At 62.4% G+C, this 19,271-nt stretch carries 15 protein-coding genes and 2 tRNA genes; 6 read left to right on the top strand and 11 right to left on the bottom strand.

What is annotated here, in order from left to right:
* Window positions 1-65 precede the first annotated feature (65 nt).
* The 4 genes from ACR9ZC_RS16945 (at window position 66) to ACR9ZC_RS16930 (ending at window position 5,674) form a co-directional block, all read left to right on the top strand.
* Window positions 66-1,271, top strand: coding sequence for a paraquat-inducible protein A (locus ACR9ZC_RS16945; RefSeq protein WP_481581184.1), 1,206 nt, complete (start codon window positions 66-68; stop codon window positions 1,269-1,271).
* Window positions 1,268-2,563: an MlaD family protein gene (locus ACR9ZC_RS16940; RefSeq protein ID WP_481581183.1), complete on the top strand. Its 1,296-nt coding sequence runs from the start codon at window positions 1,268-1,270 to the stop codon at window positions 2,561-2,563. The genes ACR9ZC_RS16945 and ACR9ZC_RS16940 overlap by 4 nt, the downstream gene beginning before the upstream one ends.
* Window positions 2,560-3,204: a PqiC family protein gene (locus ACR9ZC_RS16935; RefSeq protein ID WP_481581182.1), complete on the top strand. Its 645-nt coding sequence runs from the start codon at window positions 2,560-2,562 to the stop codon at window positions 3,202-3,204. The genes ACR9ZC_RS16940 and ACR9ZC_RS16935 overlap by 4 nt, the downstream gene beginning before the upstream one ends.
* 268 nt (window positions 3,205-3,472) lie before the next feature.
* Entirely contained in the window at window positions 3,473-5,674 is a 2,202-nt protein-coding gene (locus tag ACR9ZC_RS16930; RefSeq protein WP_481581181.1) for an HrpF/NolX family T3SS translocon protein, read from the top strand.
* A 282-nt stretch (window positions 5,675-5,956) separates the two neighbouring features.
* Here the strand turns inward: ACR9ZC_RS16930 and ACR9ZC_RS16925 are convergent.
* The 7 genes from ACR9ZC_RS16925 to tig all read right to left on the bottom strand — a co-directional run bounded on the left by ACR9ZC_RS16925 (window position 5,957) and on the right by tig (window position 13,409).
* Window positions 5,957-6,032: transfer RNA gene (locus tag ACR9ZC_RS16925), tRNA-Val, on the bottom strand.
* 62 nt (window positions 6,033-6,094) lie between these two features.
* Window positions 6,095-6,367, bottom strand: a complete 273-nt coding sequence (locus ACR9ZC_RS16920) for an HU family DNA-binding protein (protein WP_173260119.1) — start codon at window positions 6,365-6,367, stop codon at window positions 6,095-6,097.
* Between the two features lie 147 nt (window positions 6,368-6,514).
* Window positions 6,515-7,081, bottom strand: a complete 567-nt coding sequence (locus ACR9ZC_RS16915; RefSeq protein WP_481581180.1) for a hypothetical protein — start codon at window positions 7,079-7,081, stop codon at window positions 6,515-6,517.
* Window positions 7,082-7,190: 109 nt separating this feature from the next.
* A complete protein-coding gene (lon, locus tag ACR9ZC_RS16910; protein WP_481581179.1) occupies window positions 7,191-9,608 on the bottom strand; it encodes an endopeptidase La in 2,418 nt (805 codons plus the stop codon).
* A gap of 199 nt (window positions 9,609-9,807) precedes the next feature.
* On the bottom strand, window positions 9,808-11,079 hold the full coding sequence (gene clpX / locus ACR9ZC_RS16905; protein ID WP_481581178.1) for an ATP-dependent Clp protease ATP-binding subunit ClpX: 1,272 nt from the start codon (window positions 11,077-11,079) through the stop codon (window positions 9,808-9,810).
* Between the two features lie 210 nt (window positions 11,080-11,289).
* Complete coding sequence (gene clpP / locus ACR9ZC_RS16900; RefSeq protein WP_173260088.1) at window positions 11,290-11,943, bottom strand: ATP-dependent Clp endopeptidase proteolytic subunit ClpP; 654 nt, start codon at window positions 11,941-11,943, stop codon at window positions 11,290-11,292.
* A 119-nt stretch (window positions 11,944-12,062) separates the two neighbouring features.
* Window positions 12,063-13,409, bottom strand: coding sequence for a trigger factor (gene tig / locus ACR9ZC_RS16895; protein WP_331572290.1), 1,347 nt, complete (start codon window positions 13,407-13,409; stop codon window positions 12,063-12,065).
* 383 nt (window positions 13,410-13,792) lie between these two features.
* Here tig and ACR9ZC_RS16890 point away from each other — a divergent pair, with 383 nt between their 5' ends.
* Window positions 13,793-14,935 carry a glycerate kinase gene (locus ACR9ZC_RS16890; protein WP_481581177.1) on the top strand — a complete coding sequence of 381 codons (1,143 nt, stop codon included), beginning with the start codon at window positions 13,793-13,795 and terminating at the stop codon, window positions 14,933-14,935.
* A 61-nt stretch (window positions 14,936-14,996) separates the two neighbouring features.
* Window positions 14,997-15,449, top strand: a complete 453-nt coding sequence (locus tag ACR9ZC_RS16885; protein WP_331572286.1) for a MarR family winged helix-turn-helix transcriptional regulator — start codon at window positions 14,997-14,999, stop codon at window positions 15,447-15,449.
* Window positions 15,450-15,533: 84 nt separating this feature from the next.
* Here the strand turns inward: ACR9ZC_RS16885 and ACR9ZC_RS16880 are convergent, their stop codons facing one another.
* The 4 genes from ACR9ZC_RS16880 to ACR9ZC_RS16865 form a co-directional block, all read right to left on the bottom strand.
* The gene (locus tag ACR9ZC_RS16880; protein WP_481582694.1) at window positions 15,534-16,550 is read right to left on the bottom strand and encodes a 2-dehydropantoate 2-reductase; all 1,017 of its coding nucleotides are present in this window, start codon (window positions 16,548-16,550) and stop codon (window positions 15,534-15,536) included.
* 83 nt (window positions 16,551-16,633) lie between these two features.
* Window positions 16,634-16,720, bottom strand: a tRNA-Leu gene (locus ACR9ZC_RS16875).
* A 248-nt stretch (window positions 16,721-16,968) separates the two neighbouring features.
* The gene (gene mnmH / locus ACR9ZC_RS16870) at window positions 16,969-18,123 is read right to left on the bottom strand and encodes a tRNA 2-selenouridine(34) synthase MnmH (protein ID WP_481581176.1); all 1,155 of its coding nucleotides are present in this window, start codon (window positions 18,121-18,123) and stop codon (window positions 16,969-16,971) included.
* 160 nt (window positions 18,124-18,283) lie between these two features.
* Window positions 18,284-19,177 carry a LysR family transcriptional regulator gene (locus tag ACR9ZC_RS16865; protein WP_481581175.1) on the bottom strand — a complete coding sequence of 298 codons (894 nt, stop codon included), beginning with the start codon at window positions 19,175-19,177 and terminating at the stop codon, window positions 18,284-18,286.
* Window positions 19,178-19,271: the final 94 nt, after the last annotated feature.

Here is a 19,271-nt window from a genome sequence, read left to right as displayed (position 1 = left end):
ACTCACGTGGGAGCCATTGTTATTTTCTCCCGGACCCCGGAGACGTAGAGTGAGGGCGAAATGCCATGACGATCGGTTGCCCGGAATGCGGCACGCTCGCGGATCTCTCGCCGCTCGACGCGCGCTCGGTCGCACGGTGCAGAGTCTGCCATTATCCGCTCGAGCGTCGCAGCGGACGTAGCACGCAAGCAGCGCTGGCTTGCACCGCGACCACGTTTATTCTGTTACTGCCCGCCAATTTCGCGCCGCTGATGACCGTCCAAATACTCGGTACTCAGCACTCTTCCGTTCTTGCGTCCGGCATCGCGGCAATGTGGGACGACGGTTGGGTGTTGCTCGCCCTGTTGCTCGGCATGTTCGGCATCGTTTTGCCGTTCGTGCGTTTCGGCGGTCTCGCGCTCGTGCTCGCTGCGGTGTACGCGGGACGGCGCTTCAAGGGCATTGGCCGGCTTTTCCGTTGGACGTTGGCGCTCGACGTCTGGGCCATGCCCGACGTCTACCTCGTTGGCTGCTTCGTCGGATACGCCCGCGTGACACAGGATCTGACCGGCAGAATCGGCGCCGGCGGCTACTGTTTCATTGCCGCCGCCCTCTTGTCGATGGTCACGCGCGCGCTGCTCGATCGGAGAACCGTCTGGCGAGCCATCGCCCCGGAACGCGAACCGGCCGGGGATGGGCCCGTGGTGTCCTGCCTTGCATGCGACCTCGTTCAACCGGCTTCACAGGTCGGCCACCGGTGTCCCCGATGCGGATTGAAGCTCAATACGCGCAAAACGGATGCGCTCGTGCGGGCAAGCGCGCTATCGTTGGCCGCGCTGGTCCTGACAGTGCCGGCGAATCTCTATCCGATGACAGCTTCGACGCAATTCGGCCGGCACATGTCCCATCGAATCATCGACGGCGTCTACCAACTCTTTCATGTCGGCCTTTGGCCGTTCGGCATTTTGATCTTTTGCACGAGCATCGTCATTCCGGTCGCGAAAGTCGCGGGAATGGCCTGGTTCATCGGTTCGGTGAGACGCCGCTCGCATAAGCATCTGCGTCTGAAGACCCACATCTATCACTGGATCGACGAGTTGGGACGATGGTCGAACGTCGACGTCTTCACGATCGCGGCGTTCGTTCCGTTGATTCACTTCGATGGCATTGCCTCGTCGAGTCCCGCGATAGGCGCCACGGCCTTCGCGCTCGTCGTGCTGTTGACGATGGCGGCATCGCGCGCGTTCGATCCGCGGATGATGTGGGATGTTCGCGATAGGAAGCGTCCGTGAACAGGCCGAAATCGAGGCGTACACAGGCCGACGTCCGGCGCAGCGCTTGGCCCGGTTGGATCTGGGCAGTGCCGATCGCCGCGCTGGGCGTATCGATCTGGCTCGGCGTCCGTGCACTGATTCAGGAAGGCGAGACCGTCACGGTGACATTCGCCAATGCTTATGGAATGAAGGCGGACGATACGGACGTCACGCTACGAGGCGTCAAAGTCGGCAACGTCTCGGATGTCACCCTCGCACCTGACGGGCAGCACGTCGAAGCGACGCTCAAGATCGATCACGCCGAAAAGCGGTATCTGCTCAGCGGCACCCGATTTTTTCTGCGCGGTGCGAAACCCGATATCGACGATCTCGCCTCGCTCAAGGCGCTTTTGGCCGGGCCTGAAATCGTCATGGAGCCCGGGCCTGGCAAACCAACGACTCACTTCGTCGGCGACGATAGTCGGCCTGCCCTGCCCCCGCGGCACGGCCCCATCGTCACCTACGCCGTTCGCTTCGAAGGTGCGGCGGGTGCGCTCAAAGACGGGGCCGCCGTTGAGTTGCGCGGCTTCCAGGTGGGGACGGTCGTCGATGTGCACTTGCGCTACGACGCCGCGACCGGTGCATTGGATACACCGGTGCAGATCGCACTCGATCCGTCCGCGCTCGGCATCGTCGGTTCTCCGCCGCCGGCCAACGGCGATTGGCGACCCGCGGTGGACGGCATGCTGCGACGACTCATCGCCCAGGGCTTGCGTGCACGGCTCACACAGGACCCACCGCTCGTCGGACCTCGCAAGGTCGGCCTCGATTTCGTGGCGAACGCGCCCGCCGCCACACTGGCGCTCGATAACGGCACACCCGTGATACCGAGTGTCGCGTCCGCCGACATGGATACGATCGCGTCCAAAGCGAATGACATCGTCGACAAAATGGACAGCCTTCCCATCAAGGAAACGGGCGAGCGCGTGCGCAGCATCGCGGCGCACATCGATGCCCTGAGTTCATCGCCGCGCATCGGCGACTCGCTCGAGCATATCGATCGCGCGGTCACGCAGATCGATCGCACGTTGCAGCAGGTATCGCCGCAAGTCGCTCCCCTGGTGGCGCAGCTGCGCGATGTGGCGAATTCCGCCGATCAGGCCGCCGCCGCGGCCAACCATACGCTCGGAGGCGATGCGACGAGCCAGAACGATCTGCCGGCGGCATTGCGCGAGCTCACCGACGCCGCACGCTCGATTCGCGCATTGGCCGATTATCTCGATCGGCATCCCGAGGCGCTCGTTCGGGGCAGGCAGGAGAAAACACCATGACACGCACTGCCGGAAACCGGACGAGGCGCCGCTTGCCGCGGACGAACGCGATGCGGCTGGCGGCGATCGTCATCGGTTCGTTGCACGCGGGCGCCATCGCCATGACGATCGCCGGCTGCAGTCATGGCCCGCCCATGCGCTACGTGACGCTGAGCGCAGCGCCAGCAGCGACGCCGCTCGCCACCGGCCGAATCGAGCCGGTGCAGCTCACCGCCCTGCATATTCCCGGCGAACTCGACCGGCCCGAAGTCGTCACGCAGATCTCGGGGAACCAGTTGTCGGTCGATGAAGGTACGCGTTGGGGCGCGCCGCTTGCGCGCATGATGCGCCGCACGCTCGCGGAGGATCTTCTATCGCGCTTGCCCGAAGGCTCGTTCGTGCTGCCGGACTCGCCCGCACCCACCGAGACACGCGCGCTCGTAGTGACCGTCCTCGATCTCGAAATCGATACGAGCAAGACATTGAGGATGCAGGCCGCCTGGACGTTATCGACGGGGCGCCCCGATCGCGTGGTGCTGACACGGCAGGCCACGCTTTCCGTAGAGATGCCGGACAGCAACGCCGCGGGCCAGGCGGCATCGTTGAGCCGCGCTCTCGGGCAGTTGGCCGACCGCATTGCTGCGTCGATTCCATCGCGGTGATGGGCATGTTCTCCATGCTGCGCGTCGTCCCCTGATCAAGGCCGTCCTCTCGCCGGTCACAACGGCAGCACTCGTTCATTTCGTGGGCGGCGACTCGTTTTCGTCAACATTTGCCTGAAAACGCGCAAGCGCGCTCTACGCTCTTGCTGAACGAGTTGTTGTCTGTCCACGCCGATTACGTTTCCGCGGGCTACGCGCTGCGACCCGCATGAGCGCCACGCGCGCGGATTTCCGTCACGGTCTCAATCTTGAACAGAAGAGGCTCCCCATGCCCTTGAGTCATACCTCCTCGTCGAATCGAACATCCGAGCTTCCAACGTCGCCCGCCCCTGACGGCACGACGAAGCGACGCCTTCCGGGCCAAGGACTGCTCGGCTCGGGGGCCGCCGGGGCGGCCGCCGGCGGCGCTGCGTTCGTCGGCGCCGGCGTTGCCGGCCAAGTATCGGATCCCGTGCTGCAAAACGTCTACACGGAGTTGGAGAAGATGCTGTCCAACTCCCTGGGCACGCTCGTAGGCAGCGATACCGAATCCGACGACAAAAAGTCACGCGGCCAAGACAGCCAGGCGGCACAGCCCAACGGCCAGATGCCGGCCGACCCGTCAGCCAATCCGCAAGGCGACTCGAATGCGGCCTACAAGGCGTTGCTGGACAACATTGCATCCGGGCACGGCGGCGGTGTTTTCGGCGGCCTGTCCGCACAGAAGATCATGGAAAACGCGCCACCCGGGTCTTCGAATCTGACCTGGAACAGCGGGACGCTGAGCAACACCGAGTTGCAAATCGTATCCGTGCTCGACCGTCACAAGGATCAATGCCCACTGAGCTGGGGATCGCTGCAGGACAAGGCCAACGATCCTTCCACCCCTCCGGACCTGAAGGCCGCGATCCAGGGATTGCAGAACGACCCCCAGCTGTTCTATGCGATCGGTTCGCAAGGCGATGGCCGGTGCGGCGGAAAAATCAAGGCTGGCGACCTCTCGAGTTTCTCGGCCAACCACCCGCAGGTCGCGTCGTTCAAAGAGGATCAGGCGAGCAGTTACGAGCAGAATTACATCCCATCCGACGCCACCGGAAACGTTCAACCGTCGGAAATGACGGAAAGCGATGCCATGCGAGAGCTCTATCGCTATTCCGACAATTTGCCGAAGAATCTGGGCTTGGCCGATTTCAAGCAGATCGTGGACGGCGACGCGAAGACCGGAAAGACGCCGCCCCAGGTCATTGCGGCCGCCAAATACTTCATCGACCACCCGGATCAATGGAAGCAGGTGTCCGGCGGCAACGACGAGATGAGCACGGCTGATTTTCTGCAAGCCGCGTCATCGTCGATGCACATGACGCAGGACGAATTGAATACGCTCGACACCATCAACAAGAATCAGAAGGCCTTCTTCGGCGACGGCGACCTCACGCGCGACAAACTCACGAGCATGGTCAACGACAAGAGCCTCGATCCGAAGGTCAAGCAAGCCGCGTCTCAGTTGCTTTCGGACCCATTGCTGTTCGGCGTGCTCAACAACTCGATCACGGGCTACAAAACCCATCACGGGTTCTTCAATTTCGGCGGCGGGCATACGGTCGATTCGGGCAACATCAGCAACGATGACTTCAAGCACTTCTACGACAACATGTCCGCGGCCAACCGGACAGTGCAAAAGCCGGTGACGCATGCACCGAAAACGGCCGCCGATCAGGATGCCGTGGCCGACATGATGATGGGAACCGCCGATCAGCCGAACATCAAGACGCCGAAACACAACGGCGGCGCACTGATGCATGCACTCGACGAAGGGCTGAAGATCGGATCGATGGTGCTCGACTGGGGCGCGACGGCGCTTGGCGCACTCAGCTTCATTCCGGGTATCGGCGAGTTGGCGGACATGGGATCGGCGGTACTCGAGGGCGAATCGCAAGCGATGAACATTGCCCGCACGGTGCTCGACGGAGGTAACCTGAAGAAGGCGCTCGAAGAAGCGGGCCTGAGTATGGCGGCCCAAGCCGTGGGCGACATCGCCGGGCCGGAGGCGAAGATTGCCATGCGCGACGGTCTCGCCAAGACGCTGATTGAAAAAGCGGCGACCGCAGGCATGAACATGCCCGTTCAGGCAGCGCAATACTATGCCGTTAGCGCGATGAACAATATGAAGTCGAGATTGGAAGGCAATCCGACGCCGGGCATCTTCAACTTCACGCAGTCGATGGCCGAAGGCGGACTCGGCAGCTTGGGCGAAGCATTGGACGGCATCGGAGGGCATAAGGTCAAGTTCGACTCGATGTCCGACGGCATCGCCAAGAAGGTGATGGAAAAGGCGACGACGGCAACCGTCAATGCGCCGCTGACCCTGGCGAAGGGGTATGCCGGTAGCTACTTAGGCAATGTGCAAGCGCAAGTGGGAGCGGGTCCCGCGCAGCCGACCGCGGAGCCGATTCAGCCTACCGTCGTGCCCACTCAGACAGCACCGGTTTGAGCTCAGTGTCGACGCTCACCGAGCGTTATACCGTTCGCCCTCGGTGCGCCGAGGGCGGTTGACGCTACGAGGCGCTCCGACTCGTCCCCCTGGCGACGAGATTGAACGACAAGAGCCCAGATACAGGAGGCAGCCGGCGGACGTGCCCGGGCGCCTGAAGGACGACAAAAAACCCGCAGAGCTAAAAGCTGTGCGGGTCTTCGGTATTACACAGGCTACTGCGGCAGGCCACCGCGGTAGGTCACTGCGGAACTGCCTGAAAGCGAATCGCGAAACGGAAAATGGTGGGTGCTGAGAGGCTCGAACTCCCGACCTACGCCTTGTAAGGGCGCCGCTCTACCAACTGAGCTAAGCACCCGTTCGCGCTACATCCGTCGACTGGTAGCCGTACGACTCAACGCTTGCCAGCCAACGAGCCCGCTAGTTTAGCGCATCTTTCAGCGCTTTGCCAGGCTTGAATTTCGGAACCTTAGCTGCCTTGATCTTGATGGCTGCGCCCGTGCGCGGGTTGCGGCCCGTGCGCGCCGTGCGCTTGCCGACGGCGAACGTGCCAAAACCGACCAACGTCACCGAGCCGCCCTTTTTCAACACGCTTTTGACGCCGCCGATCACGGCCTCGAGCGCCCGTCCGGCCGCCGCCTTCGACAGGTCTGCTTGTTCTGCAATGTGGTCGATCAATTCCGTCTTGTTCATCCGAGTCCCCGATGATGATTGTTGGGCTGCAGTTGTGAGAGCACCGTAAAGTGCTCGAAAGAAAGCACAGGCGATGCTGCGCTGGCCCATTAAAGATGGCCGAAACTGGAGTGTCAACCAGGGTTGCGCCGGATGCGGAAGGTTTTGCTAGCCGCACGACAGCCGTTTCCGTGTGTCGATTTCCGGGTTTTCGACAAAGGAAAGAGCTTTGCCTTGCGGCGTCAGGCATTGATCGCCCTGAAAAACCTGCCAGGCGAAAAACGGAATGATTTGCGCCTGAGGAGTGAAAGGCGCTGTGTCGTATCCGGCATAGTCGGCAGTAAAGGAATCTCCGTTTTGAAATTCAAAATGAAGCGCACCGATATGTCTTGTCGGGCCGCTGGCGCTATCGTTACTGACGTTGAAGCCAATCACGTCTTTGGCATGAATAAAGCGTTTCTCGCGCACAGGAGGAAGGACGAAATCAACCGGGGTGTTGTCGTGAAAGCTTACCCTCAACGCTTCTTCACCCACCCTGACAAGTTGCGCACTGAGCCTGCAAGGCTTTTTCCCAACATTCAGGATGGCAAAAAAAGCATTGGATTTGCTCATACCGGGGGCATCGCCCGCGATTTGCCGGATATCAAGCTGATTCGACGTGCAATCGATGCTCTGTGAAAACGCTACTTGATGTCCCAGCAGCAATGAGAAGATAACAAGACGAGAAACTTTCAAAGGTTCTCACCTCCAGGTTGATGCGCCCTACCGGGCGCAAAAAGCCGCGAGAAGCGCATTGCACGCCTCTCGCGGCTTTTCACAGCCGCTTATCTGCGGCCGTCATCTTTCAATGCTTGACGACTTCCGTCGTAGCCGCATCCTTCGCCGCTTCGGCAACGGGCTCAGCCTTCGGCTCTTCTTCCGGCAGGGCCTCAGGCACCCGCTCCAGCGCAAGCTCCAACACCTTGTCGATCCACCTGACCGGCACGATCTCGATCGAGTTCTTCACGTTGTCGGGAATCTCGGTCAGATCCTTGACGTTTTCCTCGGGGATCAACACGAGCTTGATGCCACCGCGGTGTGCCGCCAGCATCTTCTCCTTGAGCCCGCCGATCGGCAGTACTTCGCCACGCAGCGTGATCTCGCCCGTCATCGCGACATCGGCCCGCACCGGGATACCCGTGAGCACCGACACCAGCGCCGTCGTCATCGCGATACCGGCGGACGGACCGTCCTTCGGTGTCGCGCCTTCCGGCACGTGGATGTGGATATCCTGCTTCTCGAACGCCTCGTCCTTGACCCCGAGACGCCGCGAGCGAGAGCGGACCACCGAACGCGCAGCCTCGACCGACTCCTTCATCACATCGCCGAGCGAACCCGTGCGAATGACGTTGCCCTTGCCGGGCATGACCGCGGCTTCGATCGTCAGCAGATCGCCACCGACTTCCGTCCAAGCCAGACCCGTCACCTGGCCAGTCTGATTCTGCTTGGCCGCCAAACCGAAGTCGTACTTGCGCACGCCGAGGAACGTATCGAGGTTGCTGCCCTCGACCTTGACCGCACCCTCCGCCTTTTTCAGCAGCAGCATCTTCACGACTTTGCGGCAGATCTTCGATATTTCACGCTCGAGCGAACGCACGCCCGCTTCGCGCGTGTAGTAACGAATGATGTCGCGAATCGCCTGCTCCGCAACCTCGATCTCGCCTTCCTTCAAGCCGTTGTTCTTCTTTTGCTTCGGCAGCAGATAACGCTGCGCGATGCTGACTTTTTCGTCCTCGGTGTAACCCGACAAGCGGATCACTTCCATCCGGTCGAGCAACGGAGGCGGAATATTGAGCGAGTTCGATGTCGCCACGAACATCACATCCGACAGATCGAAGTCCACTTCGACATAGTGATCTGCGAACGTGTGGTTCTGCTCGGGGTCGAGCACTTCCAGCAACGCCGACGACGGATCGCCGCGGAAATCCATGCCCATCTTGTCGACTTCGTCGAGCAGGAAGAGCGGATTGCGCACGCCGACCTTCGTCAAGCTCTGCAGAATCTTGCCCGGCATCGAACCGATATAAGTACGGCGATGGCCGCGGATCTCGGCTTCGTCACGCACGCCGCCCAGCGCCATGCGCACGAACTTACGGTTCGTCGCACGCGCGATCGACTGACCGAGCGAAGTCTTACCTACCCCCGGCGGCCCCACGAGGCACAGGATCGGCGCTTTCACCTTGTCGACGCGCTGTTGGACCGCGAGATACTCGAGAATCCGCTCTTTGACCTTTTCGAGGCCGAAGTGATCTTCATCGAGCACGCGCTCTGCGTTCGAGAGGTCATTGTTGACCTTGCTCTTCTTGCGCCACGGCAGCCCGATGAGCGTATCGATGTAGTTGCGCACCACCGTCGCTTCGGCCGACATCGGCGACATCAGCTTGAGCTTCTTGAGTTCCGAATCGGCCTTCTTCTTGGCTTCCTTCGGCATGCGTGCGGCTTCGATGCGCTTTTCCAGCTCTTCGAGATCGGCACCCTCTTCGCCTTCGCCAAGTTCCTTCTGGATCGCCTTGACCTGTTCGTTCAGGTAGTACTCGCGCTGGCTCTTCTCCATCTGACGCTTGACGCGCCCACGGATGCGCTTTTCGACCTGAAGGATGTCGATTTCAGCTTCGAGCTGGGCAAGCAGGTGCTCGAGCCGTTCCACGACCGGGAACATCTCGAGAATGTGCTGCTTTTGATCGAGCTTGAGCGGCAAGTGCGCGGCAATCGTATCGGCCAGACGCCCCGCTTCATCGATACCGGCAAGCGACGTGAGAATCTCGGGCGGAATCTTTTTGTTGAGTTTCACGTACTGGTCGAACTGCGACACGATCGCACGGCGCAGCGCCTCCGTCTCGGCGCTGTCCGCATGGTCGGGTTCGAGCGGCATGACTTCGCAGGAAAACTGCGTCTCCTGCTCTTCGATCGTCAACGTCTTGGCACGCTGCAAACCCTCCACGAGCACTTTTACGGTGCCGTCGGGCAGCTTGAGCATTTGCAGGATGTTTGCGATACACCCTACTTCGTACATGTCCTTTTCGGTCGGCTCGTCCTTGGCCGCCGTTTTTTGTGCGACAAGCATGATGTGCTTGCCACCCTCCATCGCCACTTCGAGCGCCTTGATCGATTTCGGGCGCCCCACGAAAAGGGGGATCACCATATGTGGGAAAACAACCACATCTCGCAAGGGCAACAGCGGGAGCGTCGTGCGCTCAGAAGGGAGGAGTTGGGTTCCTGACATTTCATTTCCCCATTAGTGGATTCAGAACGTTCGGTAGTTGAGGCCCGCTACATCGATTGCAAGCCTTCGCGCGTGGGAAAAAGTTCAGTGAAAGTGTCGAAGTCGTCAGTGCTAACCCACAAGATAAACGAAAAAAGCCGTTCACGTCGCCATGAACGGCCTATGTCAAAGAAAACCCTAGGCCCAGCAGGTCCATCGCTCAGTTGGAACCCGCTACCTTCGGGGCTTCCTCGTAAATCAGCAGCGGCTTTCCGTCGCCCTCGATTACGTTGTCGTCGATAATCACCTTGCTGACCCCTTTCATTGCCGGCAATTCGTACATCACGTCGAGCAACGCCTGTTCCAAAATCGAGCGAAGGCCACGCGCGCCGGTCTTGCGGCGGATTGCCTTGCGCGCCACGGCTTGCAACGCTGCGGGACGAATCTCGAGTTCAACGCGTTCCATCGCGAAAAGCTTGTTGTACTGCTTGACGAGCGCATTCTTCGGTTCGACGAGAATCTTCATCAGCGCCGTTTCGTCGAGTTTGCCGAGCGTCGCTACGACGGGCAGACGGCCGATCAACTCGGGAATCAACCCGAATTTGATCAGATCCTCGGGCTCGACTTCGCGCAGCACCTCGCCCGCGTCGCGCTCCTGCTTGCTCTTGACGGTCGCGCCGAAACCGATACCGGTCTTTTCGGTACGGTCCGTGATGACTTTCTCGAGTCCGTCGAAGGCGCCACCGCAAACGAACAGGATGTTGGTCGTATCGACCTGGATGAAATCCTGGTTCGGGTGCTTGCGGCCGCCCTGCGGCGGCACCGATGCCATCGTGCCCTCGACGAGCTTGAGCAATGCCTGCTGCACGCCCTCGCCAGACACGTCGCGCGTGATGGACGGGTTGTCGGACTTACGGCTGATCTTGTCGATCTCGTCGATATAAACGATGCCGCGCTGAGCCTTCTCGACTTCGTAGTTGCAGTTTTGCAGCAACTTTTGAATGATGTTCTCGACATCCTCGCCGACGTAGCCCGCTTCGGTCAGCGTCGTCGCGTCCGCAATGACGAACGGTACGTTCAGCAGCCGCGCGAGCGTCTGGGCGAGCAACGTCTTGCCCGAGCCCGTGGGCCCGATCAGCAGGATATTGCTCTTCGAGAGCTCGATGTCGTCCTTCTTGTCGAGGTGCTTGAGCCGCTTGTAGTGGTTGTACACCGCCACGGCCAGGATCTTTTTCGCCCGTTCCTGACCAATCACGTATTGATCGAGAATATCGCGAATTTCTTGCGGACTCGGCAGGTCGGATCTGGACAAGCCTGCGTCCGTGCCTGCGCCCGCGGCTTCGTCGCGAATGATCTCGTTGCACAGGTCGATGCACTCATCGCAGATGAACACCGACGGGCCCGCAATGAGCTTTTTCACCTCATGCTGGCTTTTGCCGCAAAACGAGCAATACAACAGCTTTTCGCTGTTCGAACCTTTTTTGTCCGCCATGGATATACGAGCCTCCGGACACTCGAAAAACTAGGTACGCTGTTCGTCGGCTTTCGACTTTAGGGTCGGATTCTACAGACGAAACATGGGGCGGCGTCTCCGCCGTCGACGCCCTGAACTTTATTATCGACCATTTATAGCATCGCTTGAGCCGGCATCCGCACCTACGAGCGAAAGAATGCCGGCTGCCGCGAGATGGTCCGTCACGATTTAGGGGCGCTTTTGCAGCACCTGGTCGACGAGGCCGTAAGCCTGGGCGTCCTCCCCCGACATGAAATTGTCACGGTCGGTGTCGCGGGCGATACGTTCCACGGGCTGACCGGTGTGGTGCGCGAGCAAATGATTCAACCGGTCTTTCAGGTAAAGAATTTCGCGTGCCTGGATTTCGATATCGGAAGCCTGGCCGCGCGCGCCGCCGAGCGGCTGATGGATCATGACCCGTGCGTTCGGCAGCGCGAAGCGCTTGCCCTTGGCACCGGAGGCCAGCAGGAATGCGCCCATGCTCGCCGCAAGACCCATGCACAGCGTCGAAACGTCCGGCTTGATGAACTGCATCGTATCGTAGATCGCCATGCCGGCCGACACCGACCCACCCGGACTGTTGATGTAGAGGCTGATGTCCTTATCCGGGTTTTCGCTTTCGAGGAACAGCAGCTGTGCGACCACCAGATTCGCCGTCTGATCGTTGACTTCGCCGACCATGAAGACGACACGCTCCTTCAGCAGCCGCGAATAGATGTCGTACGAACGCTCGCCCCGGCCGCTCGTTTCCACGACGATCGGGACGAGGCCGAGCGCCTGCGTCTCGAGATCCCGCGGCGCGTTCGAGGCCAAGGTGTCCAGCAATTGAGCGCGAAAGGTCATGCAATGGTTCCTTTTCGGAATAGGTCTTGGATGGCAACGGCACCGGGAACGCGCACCCGTCAGCAAAAACGGCGTGCGGCCGTCGCTCCGACAGCCCGCACGCCGTTCGCGGCGAGACCTTACGCTTGCGCCGAGGCGCTTGCCAGTGCTTCGAAGCTAACTTCCTTGTCCGTCACCTGCGCCTTGCCGAGCACGAATTCGACGACGTTGCTTTCCACGACGTACGCTTCCATTTCGGCCAGACGCTGCTGGTTCGAATAATACCAGCGGATGACTTCTTTCGGGTCCTCGTAGCTCTTGGCGAATTCCTCGACCTCGGCGCGGATCTGCTCGGGCTTCGCCTCGAGGCCGTTGGCCTTCACGAGTTCCGCCAGCACGAGGCCCAGCTTGACGCGACGCTCGGCCTGCTCCTTGAACATTTCCGCCGGGATCGGGGCGTTCGCCGCATTCGGCACGCCGCGCTGCGTCAAGTCCTGGCGCGCCATTTCGACGAGCCGCTCTTGATCCTGCTCGATCAGTGCCTTCGGAACTTCGAGTTCGGAAATGGAGAGCAGCGCGTCCATCACCTGATTCTTGACGATGGCCTGCGTCCGGCGCTTGGCCTCGCGCTCGAGGTTCTCCTTGATCTCGGCGCGCATCTTCGTCAAATCGCCGTCGGCAATGCCGAGCGATTTGGCGAATTCCGCGTCGACTTCCGGCTGATGCGGCCATTCGACCTTTTTCATCGTGATCGTGAACTGCGCCGTCTTGCCGGCCACTTCCTTGCCGTGATAGTCGTCCGGGAATTTCAAGTCGAATTCGCGCGTTTCGCCGACTTTCAAGCCCGTTGCGGCCTGCTCGAATTCGGGCAGCATGCGGCCCTCGCCCAGCACGAACGCAAAGTCTTCGGCACTGCCGCCCTGGAACGGCTCGCCATCGAGCTTGCCGACGAAATCGACAGTCACCCGGTCGCCGGTTTGGGCAGCTTGATCGCCGCCGCCGTCACCGTGCTCGCCCGCCTCGCCACGCGCATGGTAGTGCACGCGCTGCTTGCGCAGAATGTCGAGCGTGCGGTCGACTTCCGCGTCCGCGATCGTCGTGACCGAGCGTTCGACCTTCGCGGTCGACAAATCGCCGAGCTTCACTTCCGGGTAGACCTCGAACGTCGCATCGAACGCGTAGGCCTCCTCGCCCGTGCCCTCTTTCGGGCTGAAGCTCGGCTGGCCCGCGACGCGCAGATTCTCGGCACGGCTGATGTCGAAGAACTGCTTGCCGACCTTGTCGCTCAACACTTCCGCCTCGACCTGCCCCGCATACTGCTGCGTCACCATCTTGAGCGGCACCTTGCCGGGGCGAAAGCCCGGCATGCGCACGTTCTTCGCAATCTGACGGATACGCGACTCGATTTCCTTTTGCACCGCTTCCTTCGGCAGGGAAATGGTCACGCGGCGTTCCAGCTTGCCGAGGTTTTCAACAACGTTAGCCATGGCTTCAATCGTCCTAAATTGATCTAGCGAATCGGGTTACCTTCTCCGTGCCAGGGGCGGCGCATCTCTCGCAAAAAGGCGCCGCATCACCTTTTCGGCCCGACGCGCGCGTCGCCCTGCTCCGTGCCCGCATGCCTGCAGGGAGGCGACGGCACGGGTTGGATCGGAAGAATCGAGCATTCTAGCAAATTATTGGTCAAGCAAGCCCCGAATCGCGGTTTTTCAAGGCACATTTCAGGATATATCGCGTCTGCTCGCGCGCGCCGCTTCGAATGTCCCGCGTCCGCCGCCGGCTACCCGTCGGCGCCGGGGCGCTGATATGCTGTCGACCGACGCTGGCGGCCCGCTCGCCCGGCACATGAAAAAAACTGACAGGAGACGTCATGCCCAACCTCTCGCCCGCCCCGGTCGTCGTCATCGCGCCCGATTCGTTCAAAGGATCGCTGAGCGCGCAGGCCGTGGCCGCAGCCATCGCCGCCGGCATCAAGCGCGCACGACCCGACGCCGTCGTTCGCCTCGCGCCGATGGCCGATGGCGGTGAAGGCACGCTCGACGCCATGCTCGCTCACGGCGGCGAACGCCGCGTCGTGCAAGTGAGCGGCGCAGCCGGCGCAGTGCGCGAGGCGGCGCTCGGGCTCTTGCCCGACGGCAGCGCGATCGTCGAGACCGCGGAGATCGTCGGCATCACCGATGCGGTCGCGATGCGCACGCCCGTCGAGGCGCGCAGCACGCGCGGCATGGGTGAGGCGATTCGTTCGCTGCTCGACCTCGGCGTGCGCCGGTTTTTCGTCGCGCTCGGCGGCAGCAGCACCAACGACGCCGGCGCAGGCCTGCTCGTGGGCCTTGGGCTGGTCCTGCTCGACGCCGAGGGGCGCGAGCTCGAGCCGACGCCCGAATCGCTCGCACGCCTCGCGCGCATCGATGTGACCGGGCTCGATGCGCGGCTTCGCGAAGTCTCGTTCGTCGCCATGTCCGACGTCGACAATCCGCTCTCGGGCGAGCAAGGTGCCACGGCCGTCTTCGGTCCGCAAAAAGGCGTCGCGCCCGCTCAGGTCGCGCCGCTCGATGCCGTGCTCGAACGCTTCGCGGCGATGCTCGAAACGGCTCTGGGCCGGACCGCACGCGCGCTGCCCGGCGCCGGTGCGGCAGGCGGCCTCGGCTTCGCGCTGCATATGCTCGGCGCACAGTTCCAACCCGGCGCGGAAGTCGTGGCGGTTCAACAGGGACTCGATGCGGCGCTGAACGGAGCGAACTGGCTCATTACCGGCGAAGGCCGTTCCGATACGCAAACGTTGCGGGGCAAAGCGCCGTTCATCGCCTGCCAGCACGCGCGCGCCGCGGGGGTGCCCGCCTCGCTGCTGTCGGGCGCCGTCGATCCGTCGGCGCTCGCGCACTTGTCCGCGCATTTCGATGGCTGCTTCTCGCCGGCACCCGGCCCGATCACGCTGGAAGCGGCGATCCGCGATGCCGCAATGCTGCTCGCCAACGCGGCCGAACAACTGACGCGCATAAAATACGGCGCATGAACCTCGCGCGCGGTGCCCGCGCGGGCTTCGCCTCACTGTGCCGATAACCAAAAGGACCGCTATGAAGGCCGCCGCCAAACTCGGGCTCGAGCAGTTTTTGACCTACCGCATGCACGTGCTCAACAAACTGTCCGATCGCGGCATCAGCGAACGCTACCATGCCAAGCTCGATATCACGCTGCCCGAGGCGCGCGTCATCGCGGCGGTCGGCTCCTTCGGTCCGTTTTCGATCATGGATCTCGCGCGGCGCGCCAATCTCGACAAAAGTCAGGCGAGCCGCGCCGCGGAAGCGCTAATCCAGCGCGGACTCGTTCGGCGGGAGGCCAGCAGCGAGGACGGGCGCGTCGTGCTCGTTTCTCTGACGAGCGAAGGCCGGGCGCTGTATCGCAAGGTCATGCCGATTGCGCGCAAATGGAACGCGGAGCTTTTCGCATGTCTCGACGATGCGGAAAAAGCCAGCCTCGGCCGTGTGCTCGACAAGGTGATCGCGAATGCGCTCGCCGAGCGTGAATGACCGCGGCGAGCGACAGGCTGCAAAGCGCTGAAAGCAGACGGAACGAATCGGGGCGGACGCGGCGAACGACGCCGGCCGGGAACTTCAGAGGCCGCTCGATGCGGCGCGCTGACGCAGCAAGCCGAGCACAGCGTCGCAAAACGGCGTCGGCACGCCGAGCTTGCGGCCCAGTTCGGGAAACACCCCTAGAATCGGGCCGATCTCGAGCGGCCTGCCCGCCTCCATGTCCTGCAACATCGAAGTCTTGAATGCGCCGAGCTCGCGCGTGACGGCGAGACGCGCTTCGATCGTCATGCCGCTCGACAAGCCCAATTTGCCGCCGATCGCGGCGGCTTCCTCCATCATGCGCACGGTGAGCGCGTGCGTGTAGGGATCGTCGAGCAGACGATCGGCCGTCGAGCCGGTCAGCGCGCTCAACGGGTTCATATTCATGTTGCCCCAGAGTTTCGCCCAGATGTCGCCGCGGATCCTATCGGTGCATTCGGCGTCGAACCCGCCTTCGCGCAGCGCTTGCGCGAAGGCGGCGGCGCTCGGGCCGAGCGCCGCCTGAGCGGCACCGACGATGAGACGGTTGCCTTTTGCGCGCCGGACGATGCCGGGCGCGTCGGTCGACGCCGAGAGGTGGACGACGCAGCCGATCGAGCGTGCCGCGGGCAAGATACGACCGATGCAACCACTCGGATCGACGGCTTCGAGGCGGCTGTCGGCAAGCGGCGTATCCATACCGTCGAGAAACCACCACGGCAATCCGTTGGTCGCACTCACCACGGCCGTGCACGCGCCAACGAGCGGCGCAAGCGCTGCCGCCGCGGCAGGCAATGCCTGCGCCTTGAGCGCGATGACGACGAAATCCTGCTCGCCGAGCTCGCTCGGGTCGTCGCTCGCGCGGACCGTTGCGGCCCGCCCGGTGTCGCTCGCGGCGGCGGCGTCCACCATGCGGATGCCATGTTGGCGAATAGCCGCAAGCGTCGCACCGCGCGCAAGCACGCTGACCGCGTGCCCCGCCTGGGCCAGTGCGATCGCAAGGGCTCCGCCGATCGCGCCGGCACCGACGATAGCCGTGCGTACGGGCCGATCGGTGCCGTGCATCGTGTCGTGGATGGTGTTCATGTCTCGCCGAGTGAAGGCGTCGAGCCGAGGCCGGGTGCCTGTGGCAAAAGCCTGGCCGGTGAACGAAAAAGAAGTGGTGCGAGGAAGGGGACTCGAACCCCTACACCCTTGCGGGCGTCAGGACCTAAACCTGGTGCGTCTACCAATTTCGCCATCCTCGCAGCCGGACGCGCGCGCGATGCGTGCTCCGATATCCGGCACACCGAGGCATCGCACCCGTGGTGTGTGCACGATGCACACGGTGCGAACGCCCCGAAGCGTAAGCGCGGGATTTTAACCGATTCGCCCGCGGATGTCTTTCCCTGCATGACGATTCACGATTCGGACGGCGGCTGTTCCGCACCGTCTCAACATGCGCAGGCCATCCGTCCAAGCGACACACGCGGACGGGCGCCGTCCCCGGCGCTCCTCAACTGTCGGCAAGATTGGCCGGCGCGCCGTGCCGCGGGTTGCGCGCGGCGTCGGTCCGCTCGGTCCGCGCATCGGGGGTTGGCGCCGGCGAGCCCGCGGGCAGCGGTTCCGCGTCGATACGCGAAATCAGTTCGCGCGCCTGTTCCACTTGCGTCGACGAGCAAGGATCGAATGAAAACGGGAGCGCATGATCGATATTGCCGAACGAACGCAGGCTGCTGCGTGCATAGGCCGGATCGTAGTGCGCCTCGACCAGTTCGGTGAAAAGCCGCTCGCGTTCGTTCGCATCGACGAGCGCATGCCAATGCTCGACCGTCTGACGGCTGTGGAGTCCGACGAGACGCACGAGTTGGTCCTTGAAGTATTGCGGCGTATCGAAGAGATGTCCGTAATCCTCCAGCAGGAATTTCACTCGGATCGGCAACGGCGTGCACACGCGCACACATCGCCCCGCGTGAAACGCATCGAGCAGCGAACTCGGCAACGTGATCTGACCGATGCGGCGGCTTTCCGCCTCGATGAACACAGGCCGCTCCGGACTCAAGCGCGAGAACGCCGCCACGAGCGCCGTATCGAACGCCTTCTGGGTCGGCTGGGGCTCGCCCGGCAGCGCGCCGAGCAAAGAGCCGCGATGCCGCGCCAGGCCTTCGAGATCGAGCACCTGCGCACCCGCCTCGGCAAGCGCATGCAGCAGCCGCGTCTTGCCCGTACCGGTGTGCCCCGTCAACGCAACATAGCGAAAGCGCGACGGCCATCGTTCCAGATCGTCGAGCACCCGCTGACGGTAAGCCTTGTAGCCGCCGTCGAGCTGCCGCGCCTGCCAGCCGATCAGGTTGAACCATGTCGTCATCGACCCCGAGCGTTTGCCTCCGCGCCAGCAATAGACGAGCGGACGCCAGTTGCGCGGACGATCGGCGAACGTCGTTTCCAGATGATGGGCGATGTTGCGCGCGACCATGGCGGCGCCGAGCCGCGTCGCTTCGAATGGAGATTGTTTGTACAGCGTCCCGACGATGACGCGCTCTTCATTGCTCAACACGGGCGCGCTCACTGCGCCCGGGATATGGTCTTCGGCGAATTCGAGCGGCGTTCGCACGTCGACGATCTCGTCGAACGAAGCGAGCGCATCGATTGGGACAACGAAATTTTTCACGAGGGCTGCGAGGCCGGATGAGCACGAGGAGACAGCGACGAAAAACGTTGCGGTTCGATCGACTGCGCGGCCCGGCTGGAAAGAGATGTGCGGCATTATCGCATGGGCCGCTCGCGAGCGCGCTTGCCGCTGGCTGACACATCGCATGCGGCGCACGGGCTTATTGCTGCCCCAACCCGCGCGCGAAACGCTGACGCAGGAACTGCGTGAACGAGCGCACCGTGATCGAGTGCTCGCGATGCCGCGGGTAGACCGCATAGAGCGCGAGCGAGGGCGCGGCGAATTCGGAAAGGACTTCCACGAGTGCCCCGCTCGCCAGCGCCGGGGAAACGATGAACGCCGGCAACAGTGCAATCCCGAGGCCGGCAATGGCCGCATCGCGAACGACTTCGCCATTGTCGGCACGCAACGGTCCACTGACCTCGAAAACGCGCTTTTCGCCGCCGACGGTCAGCGTCCATCCGGTCCCCCCTTCCCGCCCATAAAGCAGACAGGCATGACGGGCGAGATCGGCGGGGGTCGCCGGCAAACGCTCGGCCGGGCGATAGCGTGGCGAGCAGCAGGCGATCATCCGTATTTCGGCAAGCTGCTGAGCGATCAGCGTCGAATCCGACAACGTGCCGATGCGCAGGGCCATATCGAAGCCGTCGCCGATCACGTCGACCGTGCGGTCGCTCAGCTCGATATCAATGCGCACATCGGGGTTCGCGCGCATGAAGTCCGCGACGAGCGGCGATAGGTGGGCGGTGCTGAACGACAGCGGCGCGCTCACGCGCAGGAGACCGCGCGGCCGCGTTCGCCCGAGCGACAGCGCCGCTTGCGCATCCGCCACTTCGGCAAGAATCCGTTTCGCGCGTTCGTACAAGTCCTGGCCGAGATCCGTCACTGCCAGCTTGCGCGTGTTGCGCACGAGCAACCGCACGCCGAGCGACGACTCCAGCGCCATGACCCGGCGGCTCACGAACTGCTTCGAAAGCTGTAGGCGATTGGCCGCCGACGTGAAGTTCCGCGCATCGACGGTGGCAACAAAAATGCGGAGGTCATCGAATTGCATGCAAATGTCCACCATGACGTGACAGTGAGTCTCATTTTCACATGATTTTGCATATCCAGGTTGACCTAGACTGTCGTTACGGTGAACGGCGGCG

The organism is Trinickia sp. HAY1-2D (genome assembly GCF_056754935.1).
The sequence above is the reverse complement of the archived record's forward strand: the minus strand, read 5'-3'. Positions and strand labels throughout refer to the sequence as shown.